This is a genomic window from Cytobacillus sp. BC1816 (assembly GCF_051353635.1).
GTDB classification, from domain to species: domain Bacteria; phylum Bacillota; class Bacilli; order Bacillales; family Cytobacillaceae; genus Cytobacillus; species Cytobacillus oceanisediminis_C.
Map to the genome: position 1 here is coordinate 2,538,380 of NZ_CP195611.1, position 26,053 is coordinate 2,564,432.

Here is a 26,053-nt window from a genome sequence, read left to right on the forward strand (position 1 = left end):
CTTTCTTAGTAATGAATTTTTCCATATCGCCTGTAAATAGATATATAATTAAATGAAAAAGTATTATAAAATAGTAAATATATTGATAATAAGAGGATGAACAAGGTGGCACACATATTTTTCAGCATTTTCCTGCTTGTATCCGGTTTGTCTTCATCTGTGCAGCAAAGCCAGGAGCCGATTGATTTCAATGTACATCTGAAGGGAAATGCCATTGTTATTGATTCACCTGCCCTAAAAAGCCCTGCATTTAGCAGCACATTAGCAGCTGCAGTAAAATTAACTGCGAAGCTAACCTATTATAAAGAATACCGGATCTATTTTCAGGCGCTAAATTCCTGTGCAATTCACAGAAGTAATGAATACATGACCCCTTATATGTTCCAGAGTAATTATCTCCGCATTTCATTAAATTTTAAAGAAACTTAAAAAAGTGTGGAGGAATGAAGTTGGAAACGATTAAATCATTTTTAAATAATAACGGCATCAAACGATTTATTATTTTTGGAATTATTGTCCTGGCTCTTTATCTGCTGAGGAGCATGATTAATTTAATTCTGATTACATTTATATTTTCATTTTTGATGGATAGGCTTGTGAAGCTTGTCCTATCGAGATTTAAACTGAATAGAAAACTGACGGTCGTAACCCTTTATATGGGAATTATCGGTCTGCTTTCTATAGGAATTATCAAGTATCTCCCTCTAATTGTATCTGAAATATCACAGCTGTTTAAACAGGTTGAAAGCTTTTACACCCAAAAACATGACAATATAGTAATTACATATATTGTTCAAATGCTCGAAACAAATGAAATTACGAAATATCTTGAACAGGGCTTTGCGTTCCTGCTTCAATATTTTTCCGATATTAGTCATATTGCGATCCAGGTATTGCTGTCTCTAATCCTTAGTTTGTTTTTCCTGCTCGAAAAACCGAAACTTATCGAATTCACCTTGAAATTTAAACACAGCAAAATCTCTGACTTTTATAATGAAATCGAGTATTTCGGAAGTAAATTTGTGCAAACATTCGGGAAAGTAATCGAGGCGCAGTTCGTCATTGCCACAGTGAATTGCACCCTGACAACACTTGCATTATGGATCATGGACTTTCCTCAGCTAATGGGATTGTCAATTCTTATTTTCCTGCTGGGATTAATTCCTGTAGCAGGTGTCATTATTTCGCTTGTCCCGCTATGTACAATCGCCTATTCTCTCGGCGGATTCATCCAAGTATTTTATATCGTACTTGTCATTATGGTGATCCACGCCATTGAAGCGTATATTTTAAATCCGAAGCTTATGTCATCCAAAACGGATTTACCTGTCTTTTATACTTTTATAGTCTTGATTTTCTCTGAACATTTCTTCGGTGTTTGGGGATTAATCGTCGGTATACCAGTGTTTGTATTCATGCTGGATGTTCTTGAAGTCAAGAGCAATCCGCCGAAAATTCAGTAATTTAAAAACACACAGTCCCGCTGTGTGTTTTTTTTATCTTTTCAGAATCGCTCTTTTATTATCGGCCTGCTTCAGCCAATGCCTGAGCCCTTTACCTGCGTGTGGTTCATCATTATATCTGGGAATGACGTGCAGATGGCTGTGAAGAATGGATTGATTGGAAGCATCGCCCACATTCCAGCCAAGCGTATATCCATCTGGTGCATGTTTTTTATCTAAATAATCCTTAGCTTTTTGCAGAAGTTCATATGTATCATTCCACTCTTCAGCTGTCAGCTGAAAGGCATCGGAATGGTGAGCTTTTGGCACTATGACCCCGCAGCCCTCCAATACGTCCTGTTCTTTATCGTGCTGAAGAAAATAACAAGTGCTGTTTTCAAAAATGATATTTTGATGAGGATCCTGGTGCGGACTGCAAAAAGGACAATGATCCTGATACGGCATTTAATTTTTTCCTTTCTTTTCAGGGTGATTTATCAGCAACTTCTCCAAAGCGGCTTTATGTGAATTCGCATCAAAAGCAGAGTTATTGATTACAGCCTTTCGGATGGACAGCTCCTTCAAGATTTCCTCTTCAGCCTGCCTCCTTGCTTTAAGAACCTTTAAAGTGCCTTCTGCCCCGCTTAAAAGATTTTTCTTTCCATATCCCTGATCGGTATAATAATGGATAAAACCATCAGACCAGGATTGCGGCCGTTCTATTATCGCTTTCTTGAAAGAGAAGTCAAGGTTATCCTGACTGATATAAATTAAGATCGGATTCAGGTTTTTCACGGATTTTTCCAATGCCAGTACATAATTCCGAACCTTTGTTAGCGGAGCTCCATATTTAATCATACCTACTGTAACAGGATTCTGTATAAAACAGCATTCAAAAATATGTACTTTTTTTCCGCTGGCAGCCCGCTTGGAAAATCGTTCCCAATTATTGATTATAAGTTTCATATTTTGATCCAAAGGAAGCTCATAGATATCATTTTTATATACCTTCTCATAAAATATGTCTGGAATATCAGGTCCAAGCTTTTTATACCGCAATAAATAGCCATTACCTTCCGGAATGCAATTTTCGAAAATTTGGTCTCTAAATGCACTGTAATCTTCCAGCAATCGATGCCACTGGTCATTCTCATAATAGGCAACGCTCTCGTAATCTGCCGGGTGATTCAGATCACCCTCGCAGAATAGTTCTGATTCGATAACGTTTTGCATCAAAACCTCCTGAACCAATCTTGCAGTAGTAGATTTGCCTGAACCAGGTAAACCCTCGATTAAAATTAATTTTGTATCCATCGAATCACCTTCGCAATATTTAGAATTCGCATATTATTGTAATGCATAAAAAGAAAAACAAACAGCATTATTAACTGCTTGCCGGTTTGAAGAGGTTATTTTAGTGCCGGAAAAGTATTAAACAGATTTATTCAGGCAGGCAATCAGGCGCTGCTTGATATCTAAAGCCATTTCTTTTAGGTTCTGATTATCAATCAAGCTTATTAACGCGCGTGGCCTTGGCAACCCTATCTTCGTTTTGCCGTTTTGCTTATATCCTACGATTTTACAATATCCAAAGATCTTCTTTCAATACCACTCTGCCTCACTTCAAGCAGCTTAAATTCTTCTTACAGATGATGGCCTTTTTCTTCAAGCTTTTCTTTTATATCAAAAGTCCAGATTACTCCAAACTTTTTATCTTTTAGTTTTCAAAGGTGGAGTTTCTTCTATATGAAGGCTCTATGGCGACTATTTTTTGGTGCGCCACTGAATTTACGTCTTCATGAAAACTCCAGGGCGGCCCTTCGGTAATGAGCCACTGAATTTTCCTCTCCATGGCCATATAAAAGCCGCCACTCAAGATTATCTGCGGCGTATGTTAATTTCCTTTATCAAAACAGTTAGTGCATCGCTCATTGGCGAGGCTTGCATGTTATTGATGATTTGTCCCCGTCTTTTTTCAAGTTTGTCCAGGGATTCAAGCAGGCTGTCTCCTGTTAAGTTTTCTTCTTCCAATGTAAGGGAGAATCCTTTTTTTAAGAAAGATTCTGCATTTAGTATTTGGTCCCCCCTGCTTTGTTTTTTGGTTAGCGGGATGATGAGCATAGGAAGCTTCAAAGCAAGGAATTCAAAAATGGCATTGGATCCTCCCCTGGTGACGACTGTATCTGTAGCGGCGAGAATATCAGCAAGCTCATTGCTAATGTATTCAAATTGTCTGTAGCCTTTAATGTTTATTAAACTCTCATCCTTCTGTCCTTTGCCGCATAGATGAACAATTTGGTATATAGAAGTCAGCTCCTGAAGTGCTTCCCTGATCGTTTCATTAATTTTCTTAGCCCCCAGGCTGCCTCCCATTACAGTCAAAATTGGCCTTTCATCCGTAAATCCAAGAAACTCCCTTCCTCTCTCCTTATCACCTGAGAAGATTTCCCTTCTGATCGGAGATCCTATGGCCGTAGTCTTTCTCGCAGGAAAATGTGATGCAGCTTCATCGAATGAAGTAAAAATCCTGTCTGCAAACCGCTGAGAAATTTTGTTTGCAAGTCCTGGAGTCAGGTCACTTTCATGTATATAAATTGGTATGTTTAATGAGCTTGCCGCAATAATAACAGGGACCGATACAAATCCGCCTTTAGAAAATACAAGCTTGGGCTTCAGCCTTTTAAGCAGCTTTCGTGCTTCAATAATCCCTCTTAACACTCGAAAAAGATCTATTGCATTTTCTTTATCCATGTAGCGGCGAAGTTTTCCGCTGCTGATTCCGTAATAAGGTATGTCCACTTCAGAAATCAATTCTTTTTCGATTCCCTTTATAGATCCGATATAGTGAATATCCCATTCTCCTTGGGAAAGTTCATTTATTATGGCGATATTTGGAGTCACATGCCCGGCAGAGCCGCCCCCTGTAAAAACGATTGTATTTTTTTTCATTTCCTACCTGCCTAAATCATTTTTAATTCCATTATATATCTAAGATACAAGTTTAAGTCCGATTGCAGCACTTAATACCATTGCAATAAAAAATATCCGTTTGGCATCTTTGGGCTCTCCGTACAGTATCATGCCAAGAATGGCTCCTCCAGCGGCACCAATTCCAGTCCAGACCGCATAAGCTGTACCCATCGGAAGTTCTTTCATGGCCAGGGCAAGGAACAAGAAGCTGGCGCCAAAACCGCCGATCAGGAGGAATAATGATTGCCAATTCCGTTTTTTGTGCCAGCTGTTTATCATGGTGACACCTGTCATTTCAAAAAGCCCAGCCAAAATTAGAAACACCCAGCTCATGAACTTTCAGCTCCTTTATCTTCATTTGTCACTAGCTTTAAGCCCAGAACACCTAATAATAAAATTAGAACAAGAATTATTTTAGATAATTTCAAAGGCTCTCCGAAAAATATAATTTCAGATAAAACTGTACCAGCAGTGCCCAAGCCCACAAAGACAGCATAAACCGTTCCCACAGGCAGGACTTTGCCAGCCATTATCATCAAATAAAAACTGACTGCTATGCATAGAATGGTCCCTGCCCATGATAATGGATCATCCGCATGCTTTAACCCAATCACCCAAAACACTTCAAAAAATGCGGCTATAAATACCTTTAGCCACTGCATGAAATCAGCCCCTTTTTAACGAATATTATTCCCGGAAAAAAGAAAAAAGCCCGGAAGATATCTGATGAACAGTATCTCCCAGGCTTTTATCCTTCCGTGGCATAGCTTTTATAGCTATGAGTTTTCTCTCGGACCAGGCCAGCAGGTGCTGCGGAACCCTAGAAAACCTTTTTATTAGATTTACTGGCATTATAACAAAATAAAAGTAGCTTTTCCATCATAATGAATGGGAATAGATATCAAGACACATGATTAGCAAGGACATATTCTTTTTCCCAAATCCTGCTGTCTGGTAATTCAGCTGTTAAAGAATGCAGTGAGCACACGGAAGCAATATGACTGATTGATGGCGGATAAGGACTTCTCCTAATATGGCCTTTAATATAGGTTAAAGCCATCTCATAGTCGAAATCCCGGCAATAATTAAAATAATAATGTACGATTTCGTTTTTGATCCGAAAAGGCGGATATATTCTTTCAATTAGAACAAAAAGCTTCAGCAACTCTGTTTTGTTCATTTAACCAATCCTTTATTATTATGTTATTTCAATTATTGCCTGTTTTACTAAAACAATACCCCTGTATCTTGGCAGGGGGTTCGCTTTACATTTCCAATTCAAGTGCTACCGGGCAATGATCGCTGCCCATAATATCGCAGTGGATCTGTGAATCTAGTATTCTTTCTTTTAGCTTTTCGGACACAATAAAATAATCAATCCGCCATCCGATATTCCGCTCTCTTACTTTGGCCATATACGACCACCATGTATATGCTCCTTCAGCTTCAGGATATTTATACCGGAATGCATCAATAAACCCGGATCCCAGCAATCTGGTCATTTTTTCTCGTTCTTCATCAGTAAAACCTGAGTTGCCCCTGTTGGATTTTGCATTTTTTAAATCTATTTCAAAATGAGCTACGTTTAAGTCCCCGCACATGATCACAGGCTTAATCTGATCCAGGCCGAGTAAATACTCCCGAATCCGCTCTTCCCACTCAAGACGGTATGGAAGGCGGGCCAGGTCACGCTGTGAATTCGGAGTATAGACATTAACAAGATAAAAGCCATCATACTCAAGCGTGAGAATCCTGCCTTCTGCTTCTGTTTCCTCATCGCCCAATCCATAGCGAACAGAGAGCGGCTCTTTTTTTGTAAATACAGCTGTACCGGAATATCCTTTTTTTATCGCATAATTCCAGTATTGGTGATAGCCTTCAAGTATGAGCTCGATCTGTCCTTCCTGCAGTTTGGATTCCTGAATGCAAAAGATATCTGCATCCACTTCTTTGAAGTAATCCATAAATCCTTTTTTCACACAAGCCCTAATGCCATTCACATTCCATGAAACGAGTTTCATTGCTATTATATCTCCTTATGTTAAAAATCTGTCTGATTACAACATTATCATGGATTTTCAATACTTGCACAGTTAAAGTACTGTAACGTGAACGGCAATCAGCAAAAATAAGGGCAAATGCAGCATACTTTCATAAGCGGTGCTCTATTGCCTGAATATCATGGTACCGGCATTCATTTGCACTAATTTGACCTTTTCACCCCGATTAATACTTTCATATAATGATGCGGTCAGCTCAAAGGATTTGCCATTATCTAGCCGAATCCAATATTCTTCATGCGTGCTGAAGTTGCTCAAGTAATTATCAACCGAAGTCTGCCGATATTTTTCCTCTATTTCCCCTTCGAATTCAGCAATTTTAGTTTCCGCAGCCACAAGTCCTGAAATGAAGCCATAATAGACCACCAGCATGACGGCTGCCACTTGAATATAGAGGCCTGATTCCATCCACTTTTTCAATTGTTCATCCCTCTGTTTCTATTGTATGTTAGTGAGCTACCCTCAATAGAGTGGGATAAACCTTGGTATTTCAAACGTCAATACAATAAAAAATGCCCAAATTAATGGGCATTTCTCATTATTTTATTTACTGCATCATATAACTTCTCGGCTGCTTTTTCAGGCGAATCCGCCTGGCTGATTGCAGAAATGACAGATACACCGTCTGCTCCTGCCTCAATAAGAGGAGATGCATTTTCAGAAGTAATTCCGCCTATTCCTACAACCGGAATTTTGATGTCAGCAGATCTTAATTCTGTCAAAAAGGAAAGTCCCTGAACGGCTTTGGCATCAGCCTTTGTGGATGTCGAATAAATAGGCCCAATGCCAAGGTAATCTGCGCCTTGACGGATCGCTGTTTCCGCTTCCTTCATGCTGTGCACTGAGACTCCCAGGATTTTGCTGCCAATTTTCCTGCGGACCGTATCGGCTGTTTCATCGTCCTGGCCTATATGGACGCCATCTGCATTTATTTTAAGTGCCAATTCGATATCATCATTGACAATAAAAGGAATACGGCTCTCTTTGCAGATTGCCTGAAGTTTTTTTGCGAGCGATTCCTTTTCTTTACCATGAAGGCATCCTGCTCCTTTTTCACGGAATTGAAATAATGTAACGCCTCCTTGGATGGCTGCTTGAAGGACTTTTTCAGGATTTTGATGGCAATTTGTGCTGCCCATTATGAAGTATACTTTTAATAAGTTTTTCATTGCCTGCGGATTAACAGCCATATACCTCAGTCTCCTTCTTCCTTCTATTGAACGCCCAGTGATTGGTAGGTCCATGACCGCTGCCAATTCCTAAGTCATTTTCAATTGCTGCCTGAATGAATTTTTTTGCCCGATCAACAGCCTCTGGCACGGTATGACCGTCAGCGAGGCCAGCGGTGATGGCAGCCGAAAACGTGCAGCCTGTTCCATGTGTGTTGGCTGTTTGTATTCTGCTGCTCCGAAATTCCGAAAAACTTTCTCCGTCAAAAAGAAGGTCTGCTGCAATGTCTTTTGCTTCTTCATGACCGCCTTTTATGATGACGTTTTTCGCTCCAAGCTGCTGCAGTTTTTTTGCTGCTTCTCTTTTGTCCTCTAATGAACGAATCCTTATGCCCGTTAAAACCTCTGCCTCTGGAATATTCGGGGTAATCACCATAGAGAGAGGTAAAAGGTGCTTTTTCATTGCTGCTATCGCTTCATTCTGAAGAAGACTTGCTCCTCCCTTTGCAATCATCACTGGATCTATGACGACATTTTTCCAGCCGTATTTCACAATTTCATTGGAAACACTCTCGATTATATCTGCACTAAAAAGCATTCCTGTCTTCACAGCGTCAGGTCTGAGGTCTTCACCTATCGACTGAATTTGAGCAGAAACTGCCTCTGCTGTCATTGGATAAACTCCCTGAACGCCCTTAGTGTTTTGTGCTGTTACCGCAGTCAAAGCAGACATGCCGAAAACACCGAGTTCCTGAAATGTTTTTATGTCTGCTTGAATGCCCGCGCCGCCGCCGCTATCCGAACCCGCTATGGTTAAAGCTTTGTTCACTTTCATTTATAATGCCTCCTATCCGATCATTTTTTCAAAAGAGCCATATGATTCAACATCTGCAGCAGAAAGGTTATATAAGCTATTCAAAAACTCTATTTGGAAAGTGCCTGGGCCTTTGCCACCCGTTTTTTCTGCTGCAATTTCTGCGGCAGAGCCATAAACGACCAATGAAGTTACTGCCGCTTTTACAGGATCCTTTTCAACAGCAGAGAAAGCGCCAATTATTGAAGTAAGAAGACATCCGGCACCCGTTACTTTCGTTAGAAGAGGATGGCCATTGTTAATGGCATAAATAGATCTTCCATCTGAAACGATATCCTGTTTACCTGTAATAACAGTGACTGCACCAAGTTCTTTTGCTGCCGACTCAGCAAGCTCTGAAGTGTTCCCTGCTGCTTCAACTGCATCTACGCCCTTAATACTCCAATTCTGTCCTGCCGCGTTGGCAATTTCTGCAGCATTCCCTCTTATGATGGCAATATCTAATTCTTCTAATATTCTTTTAGCTGTTTCTGTGCGATAGGCCGTGGCGCCGACACCAACCGGGTCAAAAATGACTGGCACCCCATGCTGATTTGCTGATTTACCCGCTATGAGCATACTTTTTACTTCTTTTTCAGTCAGTGTTCCCATATTGAGAACCAGTGCACCAGCTATTTTAGCCATGTCAGCTGCCTCTTCATGTGCATATGCCATCACTGGTGATGCCCCTATTGCCAGGAGGCCATTTGCAGTAAAGTTGGTTACCACCACATTAGTAATATTATGTACAAGAGGGTTTGACTCTCTTACTTTTTCCAATAGACTGCTAAACTCCTGAATCTTCATCTAAAATCCTCCTTTAATTCATAACTAGTCCGCCATCCACAACCAGATTTTGTCCTGTAACTGCCCTTGCCCATGGAGAAGCGAAGAAGACAATCGCATCAGCGACTTCTGCAGGATCTGTGATTTTCCGTAATGGAGTGGAGTTTTCAATAATTTTAAAGACTTCTTTGGATGTCGAAGCACTGGCGTCTGTCATTTTTAACAAACCGCCCGATACCATATTTGCAGTAATTCCATATTGGCCCAGCTCATTCGCCATATTTCTGGTAAAGCCTAATAAAGCAGCTTTGCTGGTCGTATAGTCATGATAGGGTACCACTGGATGCTGGAATAGATTGGTGCCAACCGAAATGATTCTGCCAAACTCCTGTTTTTTCATATCTTCAAGACCTGCCTGAACTGTGTTCAATGCTCCCAGAATTGCACCTTCCAGCTGGTTTTTGTAATCGTCCCATTGAATTGTTCCTGCATCTTTTTTAGAAATAGGGTCAAATTGAAAGTTCACCAGTGCATTATTGACTATGGTTGTAATGGGACCTCCAAAGCGTTCCTTCGTCTCTTGAAACATGGATTTCACTTGTACCTTGTCCCGAATATCAGCACGAATGGCAATGGCTTTTTCGCCAATTTCCTTCTGCAGATCATGGGCTTTTTCCTCGCTATTGAAATAGTTAATGACAACTTTCGCCCCTTCCCTCGCGAATGCTTTTGCTGTTTCTTTGCCCAACCCTCTGCTGCTGCCTGTAATAATGACAATCTGCTCGTTAAGATTCATAGAAAATCCTCCTTATTGATAGCCAATTCATCTGTTTTTGAGAACAAAATAAAAACCAGATCCGCAATTGGACCTGGCTGAATAATCTAAGAGAATGAACACGTTCCCCGCAATTACTACTTTCCTACGCTGGTATGATCCAGATCAGGTCCGAAGGGTAAAAAACAGTCCGGTTTCTTTCTCAGCCCGCGCATCGGGCACCCCTAGCAGTAAAACTATTAAGTTGGCTGTTTTCATCTTAGCCTGAAACGTTGAATCTGTAAAGTCTTGCAATTCTGCCTGTTCCTCTTTAAGGTGTAATTAGAAATACATAACTTGGAGGAATAAAAGAATGGCTGAACACCAATTCCATTTAAAAGCATATTGGCCTGGACTTCGGAATGATGTTGGAGAAATTGAAATAGGCCAGCTGAAAACAAAGGTCTCCATTCCGCCAGAAATGGAAGGACCCGGAATCGGGACAAATCCGGATGAAATGCTGCTGGGAGCGGCTGCAACTTGTTATATTATTACCCTCGCCGCTATGATGGAACGAAGCAAACTCGAAAAAGAAAACCTTACGATGGAATCAATTGGAATTGTGGATGTAACCAAAGGAGTAATCACTTATAAGAAAATAATTCATCGACCTGTTATCTTGTTAAAGGCAGGAGCGACAGAAAGGGATCATTCACTGGCGCGAAAGCTGGCGCAAAAAGCTGAAGCGTCCTGTATGATTTCCAGGGCGATTAAAGGAAATGTAGAAGTAGAATTGGAAGAAACTATCCTAAATGCCAAAGAAACTTCGAAATAAACCAAAAACCGGCATGACTGCCGGTTTTTATTCTTTAAATAGCCCACTTTCGGATTGCCTGAGCAACACCAGCTTCATCATTAGTTCCCGTCACAGCATTGGCTGTTTCTTTCACAATATCCTGCGCATTTCCCATTGCTACTCCCCAGCCTGATTCCTCGATCATGGCAATGTCATTCAAGCTGTCACCCATTGCCATTACATTTTCCATCGAAATGCCCAGAAGCTCTGTTACCTTCTGGATCCCTCTGGCTTTATTGATGCCCAGAGCATTTACCTCAATATTAGTTAAGCTGGAATTTGTAATCTCCAGATCCCCTTTTGTTTGAAGCTCTTTTTGAATGAGTTCCCTGATTTCATCATCTGATATATCAAATCCGAATTTAAGCCATTCATGGTCATGAATATTTTCAGGCATTTCATTCGTCCAAACCTGTTCGCAGCTGGTCGCCCAGAAATTGGTCTTATGGGACTGGGATAGATTCCACATCCACTCCATTATTTTTGAATCAACAGGAGTCCTTGAGATTGATTCACCATCAGGGCCAAATATTTCACTGCCGTTGACTGTGATCAAGTAGGAGTTCAATTCCAAAGAATCGGCATGGTCGCCTGCCGTAAGCCTGGATCTCCCAGTGCTCAAAATAACTTCAATCCCTTTTTCCTTTGCCTCTCGTATGGCCTTACGGTTTTCTTCAGGAATTTCCCCTCTGGAATTCAACAAGGTTCCATCCATATCAAGAGCGATTAATTTGATCTGTGGAGCAATATTTGATTGTGACATAATAATCTCCCTTCTTTCTTGCACAATATAGCCATTATATAAATAAACAATCCTCCCATCAAAAACAAAGCACTTGGACAGAATCATTTTTTCAATATAGGGATTATTATTCCCAATCTAAAAGTATAGGCTGGAATTACTCATAAGAACAAGTGATGTGATGATGAATGCCTCCCATATTATTTTTGCTCCTTCTGTTCTTAACCTATTCATTGACGTGGTTTTAATTAATCAGGATTAAAGTGAATAAATAATCAGGAGGAGACTAAATGGTTTGCGCTTTTTTAGTATAATCTTAATAAATGCCAAAAAGTTGAAGCGATTTTCTTGCATCTGTCGTCTAACTGTCAGTCAAACAAAAGGCAGCCGGAATCGGCAGCTGCATTTAAGCAAGGAGGCAGTCATGTGAGCCCTGATGATTATGTAAAACGGTCAATTGCTGATCAAGTAGACCGTGCACTCGTTCTTGAAATAATCATGAATGAGTATGGAACCGTTTTGAAGAGATTGATATACAGCTATGTGAATGATTGGAATGCGGCCAGCGATTTAACACAGGATACCTTTATTACTGTTTACGAAAAGCTGGAAAGTTTCCAGCAAAGATCTTCCTTTAAAACGTGGATTTTCACAATTGCTATTAATAAAAGCAAGGACTATCTTAAAAGCTGGCATTACCGCAATATGGTCATGAATGAAAAGGTTTTTTTCCTGAAAAAGGCTAGAGAAAAAGATCCGGAAGCATCATTTCTTGAACGGGATGAACATCAAGAATTGCTAAAAACGATAGAGTCCCTCACTGTAAAATACCGGGAAGTATTTCTTCTCCATTATTACCAGGATCTCAGTCTGGCTGAAATAAGTGAGACCCTTAATATTCCTCTTTCCACTGTTAAAACAAGGCTGTACAGAGGACAGGAAAAAGTGAAGAAGTTACTATCTGCTTCAGAAAGAGGTGAACAGCATGGCTGATCTGAATCAGGATGTGAAGAAAGTATTGAATGCTGCATGGACGAAAGATTCTGTTTTCACTGAAGAGGAAAAACAGAGAGTCAGAAACCGAATCGGCACTTCTGCTGTTAAAGGCAGGAAAAAAGATTATGTTCCAAAACTTCTTTCTGCAGCTGCAGCTGTTGGGTTTATCGTATTGATTGGAGGAATTGCCGGTATTCAGACAGATGTCTTTAACAAGCAAAATGGACAGGAGGCCGCCATTGCAGATAAAGATTTTTATCCCGGCCTTGCAGATGGTGCTATGCTAAATAACTGGAAGCTGAATAATTTCGAGAAGGATTCATATGGCCACTTATCGGCTGCTTTTACAGGCAAAGCAAAGGTCACAGGAACTCTGGATTTCCGGGAAGAAACAGTATACTTTCTGCCTGATCATGATTCCTTAAAATTACTGCCGCTCATGGATGGGCAGAACATAAAAATAACTTTTAATGAGACAGATCAGGAGATGTTAAAAAAGGTGTTTGGTATAACTGAACCTATTAAAGAAGAGAGTGTTTCTTTAATAATTGGTGGATATCGCGCTGCGGAAGGCATTGTACATCAGGCTGAAATCCTGGAGGTGGTAATGCCCAAAGAACCTCAATTGGAAGCTGTTCCTTTCCATATGGCTGTAAATAATACTAAGGAACTGGTCCTCCTTGAGCCATTAAACCATGTGTATAAAGAATTTTCATTAAGAGGGACGGATGAGATCTTAAGAGGATTAAGCCCGGCAGATGTATTTCAGCTCTTCTTGTTTGCAGAGGAAACTGAGGATTACTATACTCAATATGCATTGTTTAACCATGATCCAGATATTGAAAAACCCTTCCCTGCCCTGAATGATTACCTAAAAGCTAAAAGTGAGTCACCATCTATCCCAGAAGAACAGACATTATTGCATCGAGTGAAGAACGCCGATTTAGAAGAAGTCATTATCGATGAATCTTCAGCTTATATTTCCATAACTGAAGAAGAAGGGTTTGGCTTCGGCCTCAGCAAAAATAATGACGGAATATGGAAAGTGAACTGGATGCCAATCCAATAAACCCGCTGAGCTTGTACCCCTGATGGTGCAGGCTCTTTTCGCTTACCTAAATAGGCCGCCAAAGAACACGATGATCGCTAAGACGGATGAAAGAAACAGGGTGAGGATAATGGAAAATAATACATGAAAGCCTGCCTGCCAGTTTTGGACTTTCTTTAAGACAAAAACACTTACGAGGAAGACAAGGACTGTCAGGAGCAGGAGGAGCGAAAATGGACGATGGCCGATTTTATTCAGATAAATATCATACAGAGGCGAAAAACCCAGCAGTAAAAATAAACCGAGACATATAAACGATAAGATGAAAACAAAATGGCTTAATTTTTCCGGCATGGTTAGTCCCCCTTCTATAAAATGATTTTCTCTATAATAAATTGTATGAAAACATTTGATTATATAAAACTTGTAATTCATTCATTGTTTTTATATGGTATAAATATCTTTAGGTATACTAAATAAAAAGAAGGTTGTTTTGTGAATAAGAATTTATTGATCACCTTTCTTACTGCTTTATTAGGTGCAGTATCATTTTCTTTATTGCATATTCCGGTTGCCTTTTTGCTTGGTGCATTGACTGCGGTTATGATTGGAAGCCGGCTCAGCAGGATTCCGTTTTATTGGCCAGCCGGATTTCGCGATTCCGGGATTATCATCGTCGGATACAGCATCGGCCTTTCTTTTACACAGGAAGCGGTCCTGCTTATCCTGCAGAAGCTCCCTTTTATTTTGCTCGTTACCGTTTGCATGGTTCTGTTTAGCGCCCTTTCTGCACTTCTCATTGCGAAATTAATGGGCATCGACTATCCCACAGTTTTGATCGGCAGTATTCCCGGAGGCCTGTCTCAAATGATTCTTCTGGCAGAGGAAGTCAAAGGAATCGATATTACAGTTGTTACCTTTATGCAGGTCGCACGGCTGACCATGATCATATTTATCGTCCCTATACTAGTATTCGGACCTTGGCTGAATGTCTCCAGTGGTCCCGGTTTTGAAGCTGCAGAACCTTTATGGGGTGATTTATTCCCTGGCATTATACTCTTTGTCTTCGTTTCTTTTGCCGGCATTATCCTAAGCAAACGACTGAAGCTCCCTACTCCGTACCTTCTCGGTCCGATCATGGGAACAGCAGTCCTTGTTATTTCCGGTATAAACGGACCTGAACTCCCGCCAGCTGTTTTGGATTTATCCCAGCTATTAATAGGGGCTCACATCGGCTTAATGATGAAACCTGAAAAGCTGGCCAATAAATTTAAAACCATTTCATTGGCTGCCTTAAGCGGCCTGCTTCTCATTACGGGTTCGGTGCTGCTTAGTTTTATGATTATGCACTTTTTTCACCTTTCCCCTGCTACCAGCTTTTTAAGCCTTGCCCCCGGAGGCATGGACCAAATGGCCATAATCGCCCATGAAACAGGAGCAGACTTAGCCATAGTAACAGGCTATCAGCTATTTCGGCTGTTTTTTATCTTCTTTGTAGTACCTCCATTTTTAAAATGGATCTTTGTAAAGTTTAAGAAATTGGCACCCTCAAGCTAACAAGAAGGGACTGCAGGCTGCAGTCCCTTCTTTTGCTATTATTCTAGTTAATGACTATGGCCTGTGAACCCATCAGCTCCCAGGCTTCGATAAATTGCTGTTTGGGCACCTTTTTATTTTTTGTGCCATACGGGTCGTTAATATAGATATATTCCTCGTCATATCCGGTAATTGCAACACTATGCATCTGGAATGTCACATCAACTGGCCCGCCCGATGTATCCCAGGTTTCGAAGGATGCTGCGGGAGTTAGGCTTGCAGTTGTTATAATCCAGACCGGCGAACCTTCTGCAATTTTTTCAAGCAGCACATTAAAGGGCTTGCCAGTCAGATTCTCAGCACGTTCAGGAAAATACTTTTTAGCCAGTTCGAAAATCGGCCCCTGGTAAACGCCTAATCCTGGTCCATCCTCCATGTTGCCGACAAAGCCTTCATTTGGATTCCCGTATTCACCTCCGCTGTATCTAAGCGGCACCCGGTTAATTTCCTGTGCTAATTTATTTTTAGAAACTTGAATGCCTTCATAACTTATAATCATTGCTAAACTAGTAATCTCACATCCATTATACAGACGGGGATTATCCATTTGATTGTACAATGGGACATCCAGGAGAACGGATTTCTTCTGAATTTCCTGCTTCACAATCGGTACATGGTATGCCTCCGCATGCGGAACTGCACTATAGTGAATTTTATTTTGTTTTGAAGGTTCACTGCTCCCCATCTTTATACTTCCAAAGGTCAGCGTCAAACCAACCCCGGCAGCAACAGACACAGCGATAATTCTATTACCCAATTTACCTACTCCCTTTAAATACTTGCAGTTTTTCTATATTCTAGTTTGTCAACATAAATTTCATTGTGACATACCAGTCCGTATATGACAAATAACTTGCTGACTGTCAAATTCTTCATGTTTTTTTGTCAAAATGGATCCTTTTTGCTTTTTTCTGATGAATATCGTCTTCTTTTGAAAGCTTTTGTCAAGCGGCAGGAAAACACGGGATATCATGCTGAATAGTTAGTAAGAAGTTGTTTCGGAACTGGCATCCGAATGTTTCAGAATCTATTCTTTATGAAAGGGCTGAGTAAAATGGAAACGCAATATATGAAAGCTTATACAATTAAAGAGGTTTCGAAAATGCTGAATGTGCCTCCTGGAACACTAAGGCAATGGGAAAAGGATTTAAACGGACTTCTGCTTATTCCCCGTTCAAAACAGGGAGCCCGATTTTATACAGACCATGAAATCGCATTGCTTGAAAAGGTAAAGCAGATGCGGGATAAAAATCTAAGCAAGGATATGATCCGCGAATTAATGCAAAAACATATGGACTTTGCTTCTGGAACCGGCTCAGAAGCAAATGAAACATCCTTGGCGGCAGTGAATCAGGAAACAGCATTACATACAGAGCATCAGGCTGTCATGGACACCGAAATGTTCATGGCATTGATGGATAGTTTCAGGGACAGTTTAATTGCAGATGTCAGAAATGAAATTCGCAGCGGCGTTCGAAAGGAAGTTTTAGACGAAGTGAAGAAAGAAATTAGCAAAGGATCATTGCATACTGTTAAAAGCCTGTCGGATTCCATCTATAAATCTGGAGAAAAAACAAAAGCGGAAATTGAATCACTTGGCTCAAGGATTGAGCAGTCTTCTGAAAATACTTCCGAAGCGTTCGGAACCCTTTCGAAAAGGGTGGCGAAAAGTACGAAGCGTACTTCTGATCAAATTCATCATTTGACAAACAAGCTGGCAGAATCTTCTGAAGCGTCTTCTGAAGAGTTCAAAACCATGATTCATTACATCTCATCTTCCGCTGAGGTGACCAGCACCGAAATCAGCTCGCTGATTGAAACGTTAAACACAGACAGAGAAATCTATATCGATACCATTAATAAAGAACGGGAACAATACTGGCATGAGGTAAAGCAGCGGGAAGAGGTTTTTCAGGATATGATCGTCTCCTTCCGAAGCGCGGCTGCTGCACAGGAACCCGAGAAAAAATGGTGGGAGTTCTGGAAATAGATTATGTAATTATTTTTTAGGTTGTGCCTGTTAATTTATGTACATTCATTAAAAGAACCAGGAGAATAGGTTCTTCTCCTGGTTTTAATTTTCCTCTCCATCTGAGTCCTATTAGGTTTAGGTTTAATAGAGTCCCATTTACTGAGTGCTTTAAGATTCACTCTGCTATAGAACCGGGGTTAATATTTTTTCCGTAAAAAATTTCGTCCATCTCCGTAGTAAGCCGCTCCGTGATCTCTTCAGCTTCCTCGGGATCAAGTTTTTCCTTCGTGTATCCAAATAAATAATTATCTAAGTCAAAATCCCTTATTTTACATTTGGTGTGAAAGGTGTGAGCCTGATAAATATTCACATCGATCATATCAAAATCTTCTTTTACCTCTTCAGGAATATAATTTTGGATAGAACTGATGTCATGGTCGATATAGAGTTTTCTTCCGTCAGTATCCCGTGTAAATCCCCTGACTCTGTAGTCGATTGTCATGATGTCCGTATCAAAGGAATGAATGAGGTAATTAAGGGCTTTTAGCGGGGAGATTTCTCCGCATGTGGATACATCAATATCAGCCCTGAACGTGCTGATTCCTTCGTCCGGATGATATTCAGGATAGGTATGGACGGTAATATGGCTTTTATCCAGCTGCATGACTACATTATCTGGCAGCGGGCCAGGAGATTCATTATATGATTCATCCGGGACTTCCACTACCGGTCCTTCAGATACCAGGACGGTCACACTTGCACCTTGTGGCACATAATCCTGCTGTGCCACATTTAAGACATGGGCACCAATAATGTCGGATACATTCTTTAATATTTTTGTAAGCCGCTCCGCACTGTATTGCTCATCAATATAATCTATATAGGCTTCACGCTCTTCCCTAGTCTTTGTATAACAGACATCATACATATTAAAGCTGAGTGATTTCGTCAAATTATTAAAACCATGAAGTTCAATTCTTTGTTCCGGTGTTAATTTCAATATGCTTCCCCCTTTGCAGCAGCTATGCATCTGTTCATTTTTATAATTATGTTACCCAAACTATCCTTTTAAAAACGGAAAATATCTAATCGCACAGTCAAAAGTGTTAGAGAATATGGCAAACTGGGTAGAAAAATAAGGAAGGCATCAATGTTTTGCATTTCCGCATTTTTAAATCTTATAATGAATGGGCATACCTTTGATATGGGTTGAAAGGTATATGGGAGGAGATTTATTGAGGAAGTTTTTATTTATTTTTATCCTGTTATTTATCGGTTTCGCCTTTTCACAGCCTGATGGGAAATTGGCAGATGAATCTAATTCAGGAACGGTAATCGATAATATAAAATCTGATTTTCAGCTTTTTAAAGACAATGAAGAGGTGCTGGCTATTATAAATGGTGTGATGGAAGAGGCTCAAAACTGGGCGGATGAATTCCTTCTTACAGTCAGGCAATATACCGGCGATAAAAATCAAACACCAGAGGATGAAGCCGAAAAGCCGGTTTTAGAAGCCCCTGAAGAGCAAACCTTTTCTATTCATAATATAGAAATTGGCGATGACAGGTCTGAAATCGAGAGCAGGCTCGGCTCCTCGAAACGTTCCTCCGCAAATGAATTTGGAACCGACTGGCATGCTTATCATGATCAATATCAAAATTTTGTAATGGTCGCTTATGACAACCAGGAGAAAGCTGCTGGCATCTATACAAATCAGGATTTGATTTCTTCATCAGAAGAGATTGCCTATGGAACGCCAAAGTCTTCAGTTTTGCAGCAGCTTGGAGAACCGCTGGACAAGATGAGAAAGGGCTTTGTAATCTATCAGCTCGAAGAGAATCGGGATTATGACCTATACGAATTGGATGGAAATTATGTAACCTTATTCTATGATAAGCATCGTGACAATACGGTAACTTCAATACAAATAATCAGTAAATCACTTGAAGAGCAAAAAGATTCCTTTTATGCCAATGCCAGCAGCTCTCTAAAGGAAGGATTTGAATGGCAGCTTTTCGATATAACAAATGCCGAGAGAGTAAATCACGGAGTTCCTGTTCTGGAGTGGGATGATACTGTTAAGGAAACGGCGCGAAAGCACAGCAGCGACATGGCGGAAAACAATTATTTTGATCATACCAACCTGCAGGGCCTATCCCCTTTTGACAGAATGCAGGCGGATGAAGTTTCATTTATGGTCGCCGGGGAAAACCTGGCTTCCGGTCAATTCAGCAGTATCTTTGCTCATGAAGGGTTAATGAACTCACTTGGCCACCGCAAAAATATTTTGCGTGCCGATTATACATTTTTAGGTGTTGGAGTTGCTTTTAATTCAAAGTCACAGCCTTATTATACGGAAAACTTTTATGCCAAATAAAAGCTCCCGCTTCTGCAGGAGCTTTTTTTCGCACCTGTTATAATTATTCCCTTTAATTATTATGTTCCTCAGCCAATCGGCAAAACCCCGCATTTAACCTTTCCCCCCTGCAGTGCATACCATATATCAGCCTATATAAATTAGCGAGACGAGGGTGATACAGATGGCAGTTGTGAAGGCACGTGAACAAGATATAGATTTGCTTGCCCGCCTCCTTCGGGCTGAGGCAGAAGGGGAAGGCCAGCAGGGCATGCTAATGGTGGGGAATGTGGGAATTAACAGAGTCAGGGGCAATTGTTCAGATTTTATTGGAATTCGGACCATACCGGAAATGATTTATCAGCCGCATGCTTTTGAAGCTGTCCAGAAAGGCTATTTTTATCAGAGGCCAAGAGAAGTGGAAAGAAGACTCGCACGGAGGGCTGTAAGAGGGGAACGGATTTGGCCAGCCAAATTTGCTCTATGGTATTTCAGGCCTCCTGGGGATTGTCCAGCTACATGGTATAATCAGCCTTTAGTAGGAAGATTCAAGCTTCATTGCTTTTATGAGCCAACAGCGGAAGAATGCGAGAACATTTACAATACTTTTTAAGAAAAGCGGAAGCGCCTTGCCCACGAAGGAACGCAGACTAAGAATGCCACGTCCTGTGGCAACGACTGCATGACCCCTATCCTGGGGGCATCACCTCGAGGGGGCAGACTGCTTGAGTTATCGAAGTACAAAATTTTATTCGTACCTTTAAAAGAATCCCCTGCCACTTGAATTTGGCAGGGATTTTTCATAAAGATTATATTTCCAGATCGATCAGAATGCCCTTTTTCACGTAGTCAATTATTTTCACGGCTTCATCAAACGCTCTTTTTCTCCCATAAGGATTCTGCATCCATTGCTCCTTCCCGGTTGCACCGTCATCAGAACATACAAGAGAATAGTGAATCCACTTCGGCATATACGTCAATAATGTCATGTGCAGCCTTCGCATGTGAAAAGGAGCCGTCACAATGATGATATTGGAGATATTCTCCAGCCCGCACATCCGATCCATAACCAGCATCGAGGCAAGCACGTTTTCTTTCGTATGAAGAGAGATATTCTCAAGGAAAAGGTCTTTTGGAGGAATTCCGTCCCCTATTGCTTTTTTCATTAGCATTTCTGCTTCAGCCAATTCATGGCCAGGCCACTTTACACCGCCGGAGAAAAGCAATTTATTAGCCCTGCCTTTTTGATAAAGTCTGATGGCTTCAGGAAGACGATATTCTGCTGCCTTGCTGCTTCCTGGCACAAAGATCAAATCCCCTTTTTGAAGATTATCCTCAATGCCATTGTACAGAAGTTTGAATATATCATCTTCACTTAAATGACTGGGGCTGAATTCTGAGATTTTCACAAATCTCCCCCCTTTCGCCCTAGCTAATATTTGCCTTTATTATACTATTCATCACGGACAAGAGCTCTTCCTATACATGCCTAGAAAAAAATAAAAAGCAGCGGAATCCGCTGCTTTTGGTTTAGAATGTTTTCGCTTTGTCTTTTGCACGTGCAATAGCATCTGCTTTGATTTCTTCTGCTTTATCAGGCATTGCGTTGTGCCCTTCCACAAAAAGACCATCGAATGAAGGAACACCGAAGAATTGCATTAATACTGTCAAATAGCGGTGACCCATTTCCATCTCTGCTGCAGGTCCTTCGGAATAGATGCCTCCGCGAGCCTGGATGTGAATTGCTTTTTTATCAGTCATTAATCCAATTGGACCTTCTGCCGTATACTTAAAAGTTTTGCCGGCTACTGCCACAGAATCAAGATACGCTTTCATTACTGGAGGGAACGAGAAGTTCCAAAGCGGTGTAACGAATACATATTTATCGGCTGCAACGAATTGTTCGCTTAATTCGGATAAGCGGCCTACTTTCGCCTTTTCATCTTCGGATAGTTCCTCAAAACCTTTTCCGGACTGAAGTTTACCCCATCCGCTGAATACATCCACATCAATTTGCGGGATATTTTCCTTGTATAAATCAATATGAACTACTTCATCATTTGGATTGGCTTCCTTGTAGGAATCAATAAAAGCCTTTCCTGCTGCCATACTATATGACACCTTATCGTCATGCGGGTGTGCTGTAATATACAAAACTTGAGCCATAATTCAATCACCTTTCCATTTTGAGTTGACATTTTTAGTTTGAATCAGAAATAAAGTATGTATTCATCTGCAGTATGAACATTTTTATTCTTAATCCGAGATAATCATATTCAAAATAAAAAAGAAATTCAAATGATCTGCTCACGCCTTTTTTTATTACCCAAATTAATTTATGAATAACCTGCTTCTGAACAGAATATATCTCATCTTATCATAATTTAACTTTTATTGTAACCGCTGATTACCACTGCTGTCACTTGCTTTATGCAGGGAGGAACAGTGCCTCCTCAGCTTCGCCTGCGGGGTTTTCCCGCTCCCTCCCCTCCCGCAGGATATTGAATAATCTTCCTTGAATCGACACCGCGCGAAGAAAATGTGATTGTATTTTTGAGGATCAAATTTCCTCCGTTTCAATCAACTCAGCAAGTTTTAGTTAGTATGCAGATAAAAACAATAGCTTTAAGAAACAAAAATAAAAAAAGACCCAATACGGGTCTTCTATTCTTGTTCTTCAGTTGAGTATGGATTCGTTCCGATATTTTTTCTCATTTCGTCTGTCAGTTCAAAAGGAATGCTTGAACTTGCTCTGTCATCTTTTTCATAGTTCATTTGAACACTTCCATCATAATGGAATGGTTTATTTTCCATGCGAAGGTCACTCCTAATAGTTTGTTTTAATTTATTATATACTGAAAAGGACCTATTTTGTCAGAAAAATAAAAAAATTATATTTTTATTTTCCTGCTCCTATTTTCCCGTTGAACATCCATATTTATTCTGATTTCTAAAAAAAAACATTATTTCCAGAAGGAAATAATGCTCAAATTTTTCATCAGGGCGTCTTTTTCTTAATTTCCACAAGTTTAAGCCTGTTATCTTCAATTGATTTTATTTCAAAATGCAGGTGATGATAATCCAGTGTTTCCCCTTCTGCAGGAAAATGGCCTATTTCTCTCAATAAGAATCCGGCAAGGATATCCTCATCTTCAGGTATTTTTGTTTTAAAAGCTTCATTAATTCTGCGGATTGAGAGTTTCGCGTGTACAATAATATGGTTTTCTGTTAATTCATCAATAAGGATTTCGCTGCCTTCATCCGTTTCATCCTCAATTTCCTGCCCCAGCATGGCTTCAAGTATATCTTCATGTGTGATGATTCCTTTTGTTCCGCCATATTCATCAAGAACAATGGCAAGGTGCTTCCTTTCCTTCATCATCATTTTAAAGACTTTGTCTATGCTGTGAAATTCATATACAAACAAAGGCTCCAGGTCAGTAAAATCTTTTAAGGTTTTCTCAGGCCGACTGGACCAGGCGAGCAGTACTTTTGAATGAAACACTCCGACAATATTATCCATATTGTCTTTATATACCGGATACCTTGTAAAACGGTTATTCATTACAATATCCTTTGCCTCTTCTATTGTCGCGTCATAAGGAATCCCTTCAATTTCCATTCTAGGGGTTTTCAGTGCGTCACTGACATCTAAGTTATAAAAATCAATGATCCCTTTAATTCGTTGTGTTTCTTCTTCATGGAAGGTCCCTTCGCTTGTAGCAATATCAACCATGGTAATGAGCTCTTCTTTGGATACAGATACAGAATCTGCTTCATTTTTAGAAAGGAATTTAATGAGCCCTCTCGTGAATTTAGATATTAAAAAAGTGACCGGCTTTAAGATAATCATGAGAACTCGAATTACCGGAAACACAAGATAGGCAATTTTGTCGGCAAAGCTTGCAGCAACTGATTTTGGCAGAACTTCTGCAAATAAGATAAGTGCTACTGTCAAAATACCTGTTGCCACACCCACGTTAAAGCCATAATCAAGCGCAATGATGGTAACCAGTGTCGGCAGCATGATATTTGCAATATTATTGCCGATTAAAATAGAAGTAATCATCTCATCAGGTTTCGAAACAACCTCTAATATTCTTTGCGATTTCTTATCATTGTTATCAGCTCTGGATTTTAATTTCATTTTGTTAACGGCAGTCAATGCCGTTTCACTTCCCGATAGGAAAAAGGACATAAACATAAAAAACAAAATAGCAATAAACAAATTTGGTTTCCTCCATTTATATATATACATTTGTAATTGTTTTTTACCCAAACTGCACACGCAAAAACTGTGCCCTGCAAATTTGAATAATTATCCATTCATTATAAAGTAAATGAAAGCTTATCGAAAATAATAAGCATTTTCAAAGAGCTGAACCTTTTTCAATAAAATTACTCTCTTTGCCCATAATAAACTTTAAGCCAATTACTAGAAGGAAGAAGGATAAGATATGCGCAAGCTTTTTTTGCTTTTTTGGTGCTTCCTGCTTATTATCCCGTCAGAGGCATGGGGAGATACGGGAGAAAATAATATGCAGGCAGCTTTTATAAGAAGTGGCTATTTGTGGTTGAAAACAGGAAATGTCGAAGAACAGATTACAGCTGAACCTGCAAAATTCAATAATACGCCAACATGGTCCTATGACGGCCAATGGCTTTTATATGAAAAGGAAACGACTGAAACACATTCTTCTAATATGGAAAACAGCACAGAGATATGGGTATACAATGTACAGGCAAAGATGCATAAAAAGATCTTTCAAGGTGGCGGGAATGCCAAATGGGCACCTTCCGATAATAAGATTGCTTTTACCAGCAACAGTGTTTTAAACATCTCAGATTTGAAGGAATTCCATAATGTTGCTTTAGGAGTAGATGATTTTAATTGGTATCCTGACGGAACAGCCTTTATTGTCTCTTCAAGCGCTGTCTTAAGGCCTGATGGCTGGACAAGTCCCATCCTATATAAGGTTCAGCTGCCGAATGATCTTGAAAAGCTTAATTTGACCGAATATGTTGAACCTTTCTTCACGATTCCTAAGGAAATAGGCAATGGCAAAGCTTCCATTAAGTCCATTAATGCAACGACATTTGAATTCTCACCAGATGGAAAATGGATCTCATTCATTGTTAATCCAACTGCATCATGGTCCATGGACAGTGATATGGTCTGTGTCATCTCTGCAGATGGAAAAAATTTTGAAGTTCTTGATGAGATGATCCTTCATTTGGATGTCCCTAAATGGGCACCCGGCAGAAATTTATTGGGATATATCGCTGGCGGGGGCAGGATTGTGTTGGGCTTTAAAAACAAAAAATTGAAGGTGACTGAATTGCCTGCTTATAAAACCATGAACCTTACACCTGCAAAATTTGCGGAAATGGGCTTTACCTGGGTGGATAATGAGAGACTGGTTGCATCACGGGTGGATGAAAGTGAATGGTCAAATGATCCGCAGAGGCGGCCCGAACCAACACTTTGTTTGATTCAGCTAAACAAGATCCAGCAAACGAGGATCACCTATCCCAAAAAATCAATTGGAGATTATGAACCTCTATATATAAAGAATGCCCATAAATTAACATGGATCAGAAAAAAGCTTGCCCAGCAAAAAGGGGATATATGGATTGCCGATCTCAATGGTAAAAATGCAAAGGTGTGGGCAAAGGATGTTGAACAATATTCATTTTATGTAAAATAAAAAGCTGACCAAAAAGCGGTTCCTAATTGGAATCGCCTTTTGGCCTTATCCCGTTTGCTGTTCATTTTTGTGAATTGAAAGGAATACTTCCTCCAATGAAATGCATCTGTATTCCTTATATACCTGATTAAGTGTTCCAAAAAACTTTATTTTCCCATTAAATAAAATGATTAACTTGTCTGCGATCTCAATGGCGTCTCTCATAATATGACTGCTTACAATGATCGTTTTATTCTCCTCTTTCAGTTCCTTTATTATTTTCTTTAGCTGAATTACCCAATAGGGGTCCAATCCGTCTGTTGGTTCATCGAGGATATAGATGTCCGTGTCTGCAAGCATACACTGAGCAAGATTAAGCCGCTGGGACATCCCTTTTGAGAATCCTCCAGCTTTTTGGTTCCGCTCGCTCCACAAGCCTGTTTTTTCTAATACCCATTTCACCGATTCCTTGTTTTTATTTAGAAATTGCCTGTAATAATCAAGGATTTCATAAGGTGTAAGTTCTGATGGGAAAATCATTTGGTCAGGCATGTAAGCAAATGGCTTTTGCTGTTTCGAATGGAATGCCACACTTCCTGTTGTGGGACTTTCAACGCCAGTAAGCATTTTAATCATCGTACTTTTTCCGGCTCCGTTCCCTCCGCACAAGACAATACAATCCCCCTTTTCAATGTGGAGATTCAACCGTTCCAATGCTGTCTTTTTTTTATATACTTTGGATAAATCCTTCAATTCCAAAATCAT

31 protein-coding genes and 2 riboswitches are annotated in these 26,053 nt (G+C 40.2%); of the genes, 10 read left to right on the forward strand and 21 right to left on the reverse strand.

Annotated elements, in window-relative coordinates; genetic code table 11:
* Positions 1-105: 105 nt before the first annotated feature.
* Both ACR42H_RS13040 and ACR42H_RS13045 read left to right on the forward strand, forming a co-directional pair.
* Positions 106-429, forward strand: a complete 324-nt coding sequence (locus ACR42H_RS13040) for a hypothetical protein (RefSeq protein ID WP_113880989.1) — start codon at positions 106-108, stop codon at positions 427-429.
* 20 nt (positions 430-449) lie between these two features.
* Positions 450-1,463, forward strand: a complete 1,014-nt coding sequence (locus ACR42H_RS13045; protein WP_113880990.1) for an AI-2E family transporter — start codon at positions 450-452, stop codon at positions 1,461-1,463.
* Between the two features lie 33 nt (positions 1,464-1,496).
* Here ACR42H_RS13045 and ACR42H_RS13050 read toward each other — a convergent pair whose 3' ends face one another.
* The 12 genes from ACR42H_RS13050 to ACR42H_RS13105 form a co-directional block, all read right to left on the reverse strand.
* Entirely contained in the window at positions 1,497-1,907 is a 411-nt protein-coding gene (locus ACR42H_RS13050; RefSeq protein ID WP_113880991.1) for an HIT family protein, read from the reverse strand.
* On the reverse strand, positions 1,908-2,756 hold the full coding sequence (locus ACR42H_RS13055; protein WP_436376625.1) for a hypothetical protein: 849 nt from the start codon (positions 2,754-2,756) through the stop codon (positions 1,908-1,910). It lies immediately after the preceding gene.
* A 564-nt stretch (positions 2,757-3,320) separates the two neighbouring features.
* Positions 3,321-4,391 (reverse strand): undecaprenyldiphospho-muramoylpentapeptide beta-N-acetylglucosaminyltransferase, encoded by a 1,071-nt coding sequence (locus tag ACR42H_RS13060; protein ID WP_436376627.1) that lies wholly within the window; start codon positions 4,389-4,391, stop codon positions 3,321-3,323.
* A gap of 39 nt (positions 4,392-4,430) precedes the next feature.
* The gene (locus ACR42H_RS13065) at positions 4,431-4,745 is read right to left on the reverse strand and encodes a DMT family transporter (protein WP_436376628.1); all 315 of its coding nucleotides are present in this window, start codon (positions 4,743-4,745) and stop codon (positions 4,431-4,433) included.
* Positions 4,742-5,074, reverse strand: a complete 333-nt coding sequence (locus ACR42H_RS13070) for a DMT family transporter (protein WP_071158943.1) — start codon at positions 5,072-5,074, stop codon at positions 4,742-4,744. The genes ACR42H_RS13065 and ACR42H_RS13070 overlap by 4 nt, the downstream gene beginning before the upstream one ends.
* A 73-nt stretch (positions 5,075-5,147) precedes the next feature.
* A riboswitch (guanidine-I (ykkC/yxkD leader) is annotated at positions 5,148-5,247 on the reverse strand.
* Between the two features lie 66 nt (positions 5,248-5,313).
* Positions 5,314-5,592, reverse strand: a complete 279-nt coding sequence (locus ACR42H_RS13075; RefSeq protein ID WP_113880995.1) for a hypothetical protein — start codon at positions 5,590-5,592, stop codon at positions 5,314-5,316.
* An 85-nt stretch (positions 5,593-5,677) separates the two neighbouring features.
* Positions 5,678-6,433 (reverse strand): exodeoxyribonuclease III, encoded by a 756-nt coding sequence (gene xth, locus ACR42H_RS13080; protein WP_113880996.1) that lies wholly within the window; start codon positions 6,431-6,433, stop codon positions 5,678-5,680.
* A gap of 144 nt (positions 6,434-6,577) precedes the next feature.
* Positions 6,578-6,892: a hypothetical protein gene (locus tag ACR42H_RS13085; protein WP_113880997.1), complete on the reverse strand. Its 315-nt coding sequence runs from the start codon at positions 6,890-6,892 to the stop codon at positions 6,578-6,580.
* Between the two features lie 101 nt (positions 6,893-6,993).
* Positions 6,994-7,662 (reverse strand): thiamine phosphate synthase, encoded by a 669-nt coding sequence (gene thiE / locus ACR42H_RS13090; RefSeq protein WP_436376631.1) that lies wholly within the window; start codon positions 7,660-7,662, stop codon positions 6,994-6,996.
* Positions 7,652-8,476, reverse strand: coding sequence for a bifunctional hydroxymethylpyrimidine kinase/phosphomethylpyrimidine kinase (gene thiD / locus ACR42H_RS13095; protein WP_113880999.1), 825 nt, complete (start codon positions 8,474-8,476; stop codon positions 7,652-7,654). The genes thiE and thiD overlap by 11 nt, the downstream gene beginning before the upstream one ends.
* A gap of 12 nt (positions 8,477-8,488) precedes the next feature.
* Positions 8,489-9,301 (reverse strand): hydroxyethylthiazole kinase, encoded by an 813-nt coding sequence (thiM, locus tag ACR42H_RS13100; protein WP_436376633.1) that lies wholly within the window; start codon positions 9,299-9,301, stop codon positions 8,489-8,491.
* 13 nt (positions 9,302-9,314) lie between these two features.
* Complete coding sequence (locus ACR42H_RS13105; protein WP_436376634.1) at positions 9,315-10,076, reverse strand: 3-oxoacyl-ACP reductase; 762 nt, start codon at positions 10,074-10,076, stop codon at positions 9,315-9,317.
* Positions 10,077-10,180: 104 nt separating this feature from the next.
* A riboswitch (TPP riboswitch) is annotated at positions 10,181-10,291 on the reverse strand.
* A gap of 116 nt (positions 10,292-10,407) precedes the next feature.
* On the opposite strand from ACR42H_RS13105, the gene ACR42H_RS13110 reads away from it, so the two are divergent.
* Positions 10,408-10,869 carry an OsmC family protein gene (locus tag ACR42H_RS13110; RefSeq protein WP_113881002.1) on the forward strand — a complete coding sequence of 154 codons (462 nt, stop codon included), beginning with the start codon at positions 10,408-10,410 and terminating at the stop codon, positions 10,867-10,869.
* A gap of 34 nt (positions 10,870-10,903) precedes the next feature.
* Here ACR42H_RS13110 and ACR42H_RS13115 read toward each other — a convergent pair whose 3' ends face one another.
* Entirely contained in the window at positions 10,904-11,653 is a 750-nt protein-coding gene (locus ACR42H_RS13115; protein WP_436376636.1) for a Cof-type HAD-IIB family hydrolase, read from the reverse strand.
* A 405-nt stretch (positions 11,654-12,058) separates the two neighbouring features.
* Here ACR42H_RS13115 and ACR42H_RS13120 point away from each other — a divergent pair, with 405 nt between their 5' ends.
* Entirely contained in the window at positions 12,059-12,625 is a 567-nt protein-coding gene (locus ACR42H_RS13120; protein ID WP_436376638.1) for a sigma-70 family RNA polymerase sigma factor, read from the forward strand.
* Complete coding sequence (locus ACR42H_RS13125; protein ID WP_436376640.1) at positions 12,618-13,697, forward strand: hypothetical protein; 1,080 nt, start codon at positions 12,618-12,620, stop codon at positions 13,695-13,697. Before ACR42H_RS13120 ends, ACR42H_RS13125 begins: the two co-directional genes overlap by 8 nt.
* A gap of 42 nt (positions 13,698-13,739) precedes the next feature.
* Here ACR42H_RS13125 and ACR42H_RS13130 read toward each other — a convergent pair whose 3' ends face one another.
* Positions 13,740-14,030 carry a hypothetical protein gene (locus ACR42H_RS13130; RefSeq protein ID WP_113881005.1) on the reverse strand — a complete coding sequence of 97 codons (291 nt, stop codon included), beginning with the start codon at positions 14,028-14,030 and terminating at the stop codon, positions 13,740-13,742.
* A gap of 141 nt (positions 14,031-14,171) precedes the next feature.
* Here ACR42H_RS13130 and ACR42H_RS13135 point away from each other — a divergent pair, with 141 nt between their 5' ends.
* Positions 14,172-15,233 carry an AbrB family transcriptional regulator gene (locus ACR42H_RS13135; RefSeq protein ID WP_436376642.1) on the forward strand — a complete coding sequence of 354 codons (1,062 nt, stop codon included), beginning with the start codon at positions 14,172-14,174 and terminating at the stop codon, positions 15,231-15,233.
* Between the two features lie 43 nt (positions 15,234-15,276).
* On the opposite strand, the gene ACR42H_RS13140 is transcribed toward ACR42H_RS13135, so the two are convergent.
* Positions 15,277-16,029 carry a C39 family peptidase gene (locus tag ACR42H_RS13140; RefSeq protein ID WP_436376644.1) on the reverse strand — a complete coding sequence of 251 codons (753 nt, stop codon included), beginning with the start codon at positions 16,027-16,029 and terminating at the stop codon, positions 15,277-15,279.
* 258 nt (positions 16,030-16,287) lie between these two features.
* Here ACR42H_RS13140 and ACR42H_RS13145 point away from each other — a divergent pair, with 258 nt between their 5' ends.
* Positions 16,288-17,262, forward strand: a complete 975-nt coding sequence (locus ACR42H_RS13145) for a MerR family transcriptional regulator (protein ID WP_436376646.1) — start codon at positions 16,288-16,290, stop codon at positions 17,260-17,262.
* Between the two features lie 157 nt (positions 17,263-17,419).
* On the opposite strand, the gene speD is transcribed toward ACR42H_RS13145, so the two are convergent.
* A complete protein-coding gene (speD, locus tag ACR42H_RS13150; RefSeq protein ID WP_113881008.1) occupies positions 17,420-18,244 on the reverse strand; it encodes an adenosylmethionine decarboxylase in 825 nt (274 codons plus the stop codon).
* Positions 18,245-18,479: 235 nt separating this feature from the next.
* Between speD and ACR42H_RS13155 the strand changes: the two genes are divergently transcribed.
* Together ACR42H_RS13155 and ACR42H_RS13160 are read left to right on the forward strand one after the other, a co-directional pair.
* Positions 18,480-19,622 carry a CAP domain-containing protein gene (locus ACR42H_RS13155; RefSeq protein WP_279587080.1) on the forward strand — a complete coding sequence of 381 codons (1,143 nt, stop codon included), beginning with the start codon at positions 18,480-18,482 and terminating at the stop codon, positions 19,620-19,622.
* Positions 19,623-19,785: 163 nt separating this feature from the next.
* On the forward strand, positions 19,786-20,214 hold the full coding sequence (locus ACR42H_RS13160) for a cell wall hydrolase (protein WP_019379782.1): 429 nt from the start codon (positions 19,786-19,788) through the stop codon (positions 20,212-20,214).
* 196 nt (positions 20,215-20,410) lie between these two features.
* On the opposite strand, the gene ACR42H_RS13165 is transcribed toward ACR42H_RS13160, so the two are convergent.
* The 4 genes from ACR42H_RS13165 to ACR42H_RS13180 form a co-directional block, all read right to left on the reverse strand.
* Positions 20,411-21,010 carry a YdcF family protein gene (locus ACR42H_RS13165; protein WP_436376649.1) on the reverse strand — a complete coding sequence of 200 codons (600 nt, stop codon included), beginning with the start codon at positions 21,008-21,010 and terminating at the stop codon, positions 20,411-20,413.
* 121 nt (positions 21,011-21,131) lie between these two features.
* Complete coding sequence (locus ACR42H_RS13170; RefSeq protein WP_113881011.1) at positions 21,132-21,767, reverse strand: FMN-dependent NADH-azoreductase; 636 nt, start codon at positions 21,765-21,767, stop codon at positions 21,132-21,134.
* Between the two features lie 498 nt (positions 21,768-22,265).
* A complete protein-coding gene (locus ACR42H_RS13175) occupies positions 22,266-22,415 on the reverse strand; it encodes a hypothetical protein (RefSeq protein ID WP_166672424.1) in 150 nt (49 codons plus the stop codon).
* 184 nt (positions 22,416-22,599) lie between these two features.
* The gene (locus ACR42H_RS13180; RefSeq protein WP_113881012.1) at positions 22,600-23,829 is read right to left on the reverse strand and encodes a CNNM domain-containing protein; all 1,230 of its coding nucleotides are present in this window, start codon (positions 23,827-23,829) and stop codon (positions 22,600-22,602) included.
* Positions 23,830-24,058: 229 nt separating this feature from the next.
* On the opposite strand from ACR42H_RS13180, the gene ACR42H_RS13185 reads away from it, so the two are divergent.
* Positions 24,059-25,309 carry a TolB domain-containing protein gene (locus ACR42H_RS13185; RefSeq protein WP_436376652.1) on the forward strand — a complete coding sequence of 417 codons (1,251 nt, stop codon included), beginning with the start codon at positions 24,059-24,061 and terminating at the stop codon, positions 25,307-25,309.
* Between the two features lie 45 nt (positions 25,310-25,354).
* Here ACR42H_RS13185 and ACR42H_RS13190 read toward each other — a convergent pair whose 3' ends face one another.
* The gene (locus tag ACR42H_RS13190) at positions 25,355-26,053 is read right to left on the reverse strand and encodes an ABC transporter ATP-binding protein (protein WP_113881014.1); all 699 of its coding nucleotides are present in this window, start codon (positions 26,051-26,053) and stop codon (positions 25,355-25,357) included.

Excerpts from the sequence above, each read along its gene's own strand:
- ACR42H_RS13050 (WP_113880991.1), bottom strand. The coding sequence starts at position 1,907 with ATGCCGTATCAGGATCATTGTCCTTTTTGCAGTCCGCACCAGGATCCT.
- ACR42H_RS13055 (WP_436376625.1), bottom strand. The coding sequence starts at position 2,756 with ATGGATACAAAATTAATTTTAATCGAGGGTTTACCTGGTTCAGGCAAA.
- ACR42H_RS13060 (WP_436376627.1), bottom strand. The coding sequence starts at position 4,391 with ATGAAAAAAAATACAATCGTTTTTACAGGGGGCGGCTCTGCCGGGCAT.
- ACR42H_RS13065 (WP_436376628.1), bottom strand. The coding sequence starts at position 4,745 with ATGAGCTGGGTGTTTCTAATTTTGGCTGGGCTTTTTGAAATGACAGGT.
- ACR42H_RS13070 (WP_071158943.1), bottom strand. The coding sequence starts at position 5,074 with ATGCAGTGGCTAAAGGTATTTATAGCCGCATTTTTTGAAGTGTTTTGG.
- ACR42H_RS13075 (WP_113880995.1), bottom strand. The coding sequence starts at position 5,592 with ATGAACAAAACAGAGTTGCTGAAGCTTTTTGTTCTAATTGAAAGAATA.
- xth (WP_113880996.1), bottom strand. The coding sequence starts at position 6,433 with ATGAAACTCGTTTCATGGAATGTGAATGGCATTAGGGCTTGTGTGAAA.
- thiE (WP_436376631.1), bottom strand. The coding sequence starts at position 7,662 with ATGGCTGTTAATCCGCAGGCAATGAAAAACTTATTAAAAGTATACTTC.
- thiD (WP_113880999.1), bottom strand. The coding sequence starts at position 8,476 with ATGAAAGTGAACAAAGCTTTAACCATAGCGGGTTCGGATAGCGGCGGC.
- thiM (WP_436376633.1), bottom strand. The coding sequence starts at position 9,301 with ATGAAGATTCAGGAGTTTAGCAGTCTATTGGAAAAAGTAAGAGAGTCA.
- ACR42H_RS13105 (WP_436376634.1), bottom strand. The coding sequence starts at position 10,076 with ATGAATCTTAACGAGCAGATTGTCATTATTACAGGCAGCAGCAGAGGG.
- ACR42H_RS13110 (WP_113881002.1), top strand. The coding sequence starts at position 10,408 with ATGGCTGAACACCAATTCCATTTAAAAGCATATTGGCCTGGACTTCGG.
- ACR42H_RS13115 (WP_436376636.1), bottom strand. The coding sequence starts at position 11,653 with ATGTCACAATCAAATATTGCTCCACAGATCAAATTAATCGCTCTTGAT.
- ACR42H_RS13125 (WP_436376640.1), top strand. The coding sequence starts at position 12,618 with ATGGCTGATCTGAATCAGGATGTGAAGAAAGTATTGAATGCTGCATGG.
- ACR42H_RS13130 (WP_113881005.1), bottom strand. The coding sequence starts at position 14,030 with ATGCCGGAAAAATTAAGCCATTTTGTTTTCATCTTATCGTTTATATGT.
- ACR42H_RS13145 (WP_436376646.1), top strand. The coding sequence starts at position 16,288 with ATGTTTCAGAATCTATTCTTTATGAAAGGGCTGAGTAAAATGGAAACG.
- ACR42H_RS13160 (WP_019379782.1), top strand. The coding sequence starts at position 19,786 with ATGGCAGTTGTGAAGGCACGTGAACAAGATATAGATTTGCTTGCCCGC.
- ACR42H_RS13170 (WP_113881011.1), bottom strand. The coding sequence starts at position 21,767 with ATGGCTCAAGTTTTGTATATTACAGCACACCCGCATGACGATAAGGTG.
- ACR42H_RS13175 (WP_166672424.1), bottom strand. The coding sequence starts at position 22,415 with ATGGAAAATAAACCATTCCATTATGATGGAAGTGTTCAAATGAACTAT.
- ACR42H_RS13185 (WP_436376652.1), top strand. The coding sequence starts at position 24,059 with ATGCGCAAGCTTTTTTTGCTTTTTTGGTGCTTCCTGCTTATTATCCCG.
- ACR42H_RS13190 (WP_113881014.1), bottom strand. The coding sequence starts at position 26,053 with ATGATTTTGGAATTGAAGGATTTATCCAAAGTATATAAAAAAAAGACA.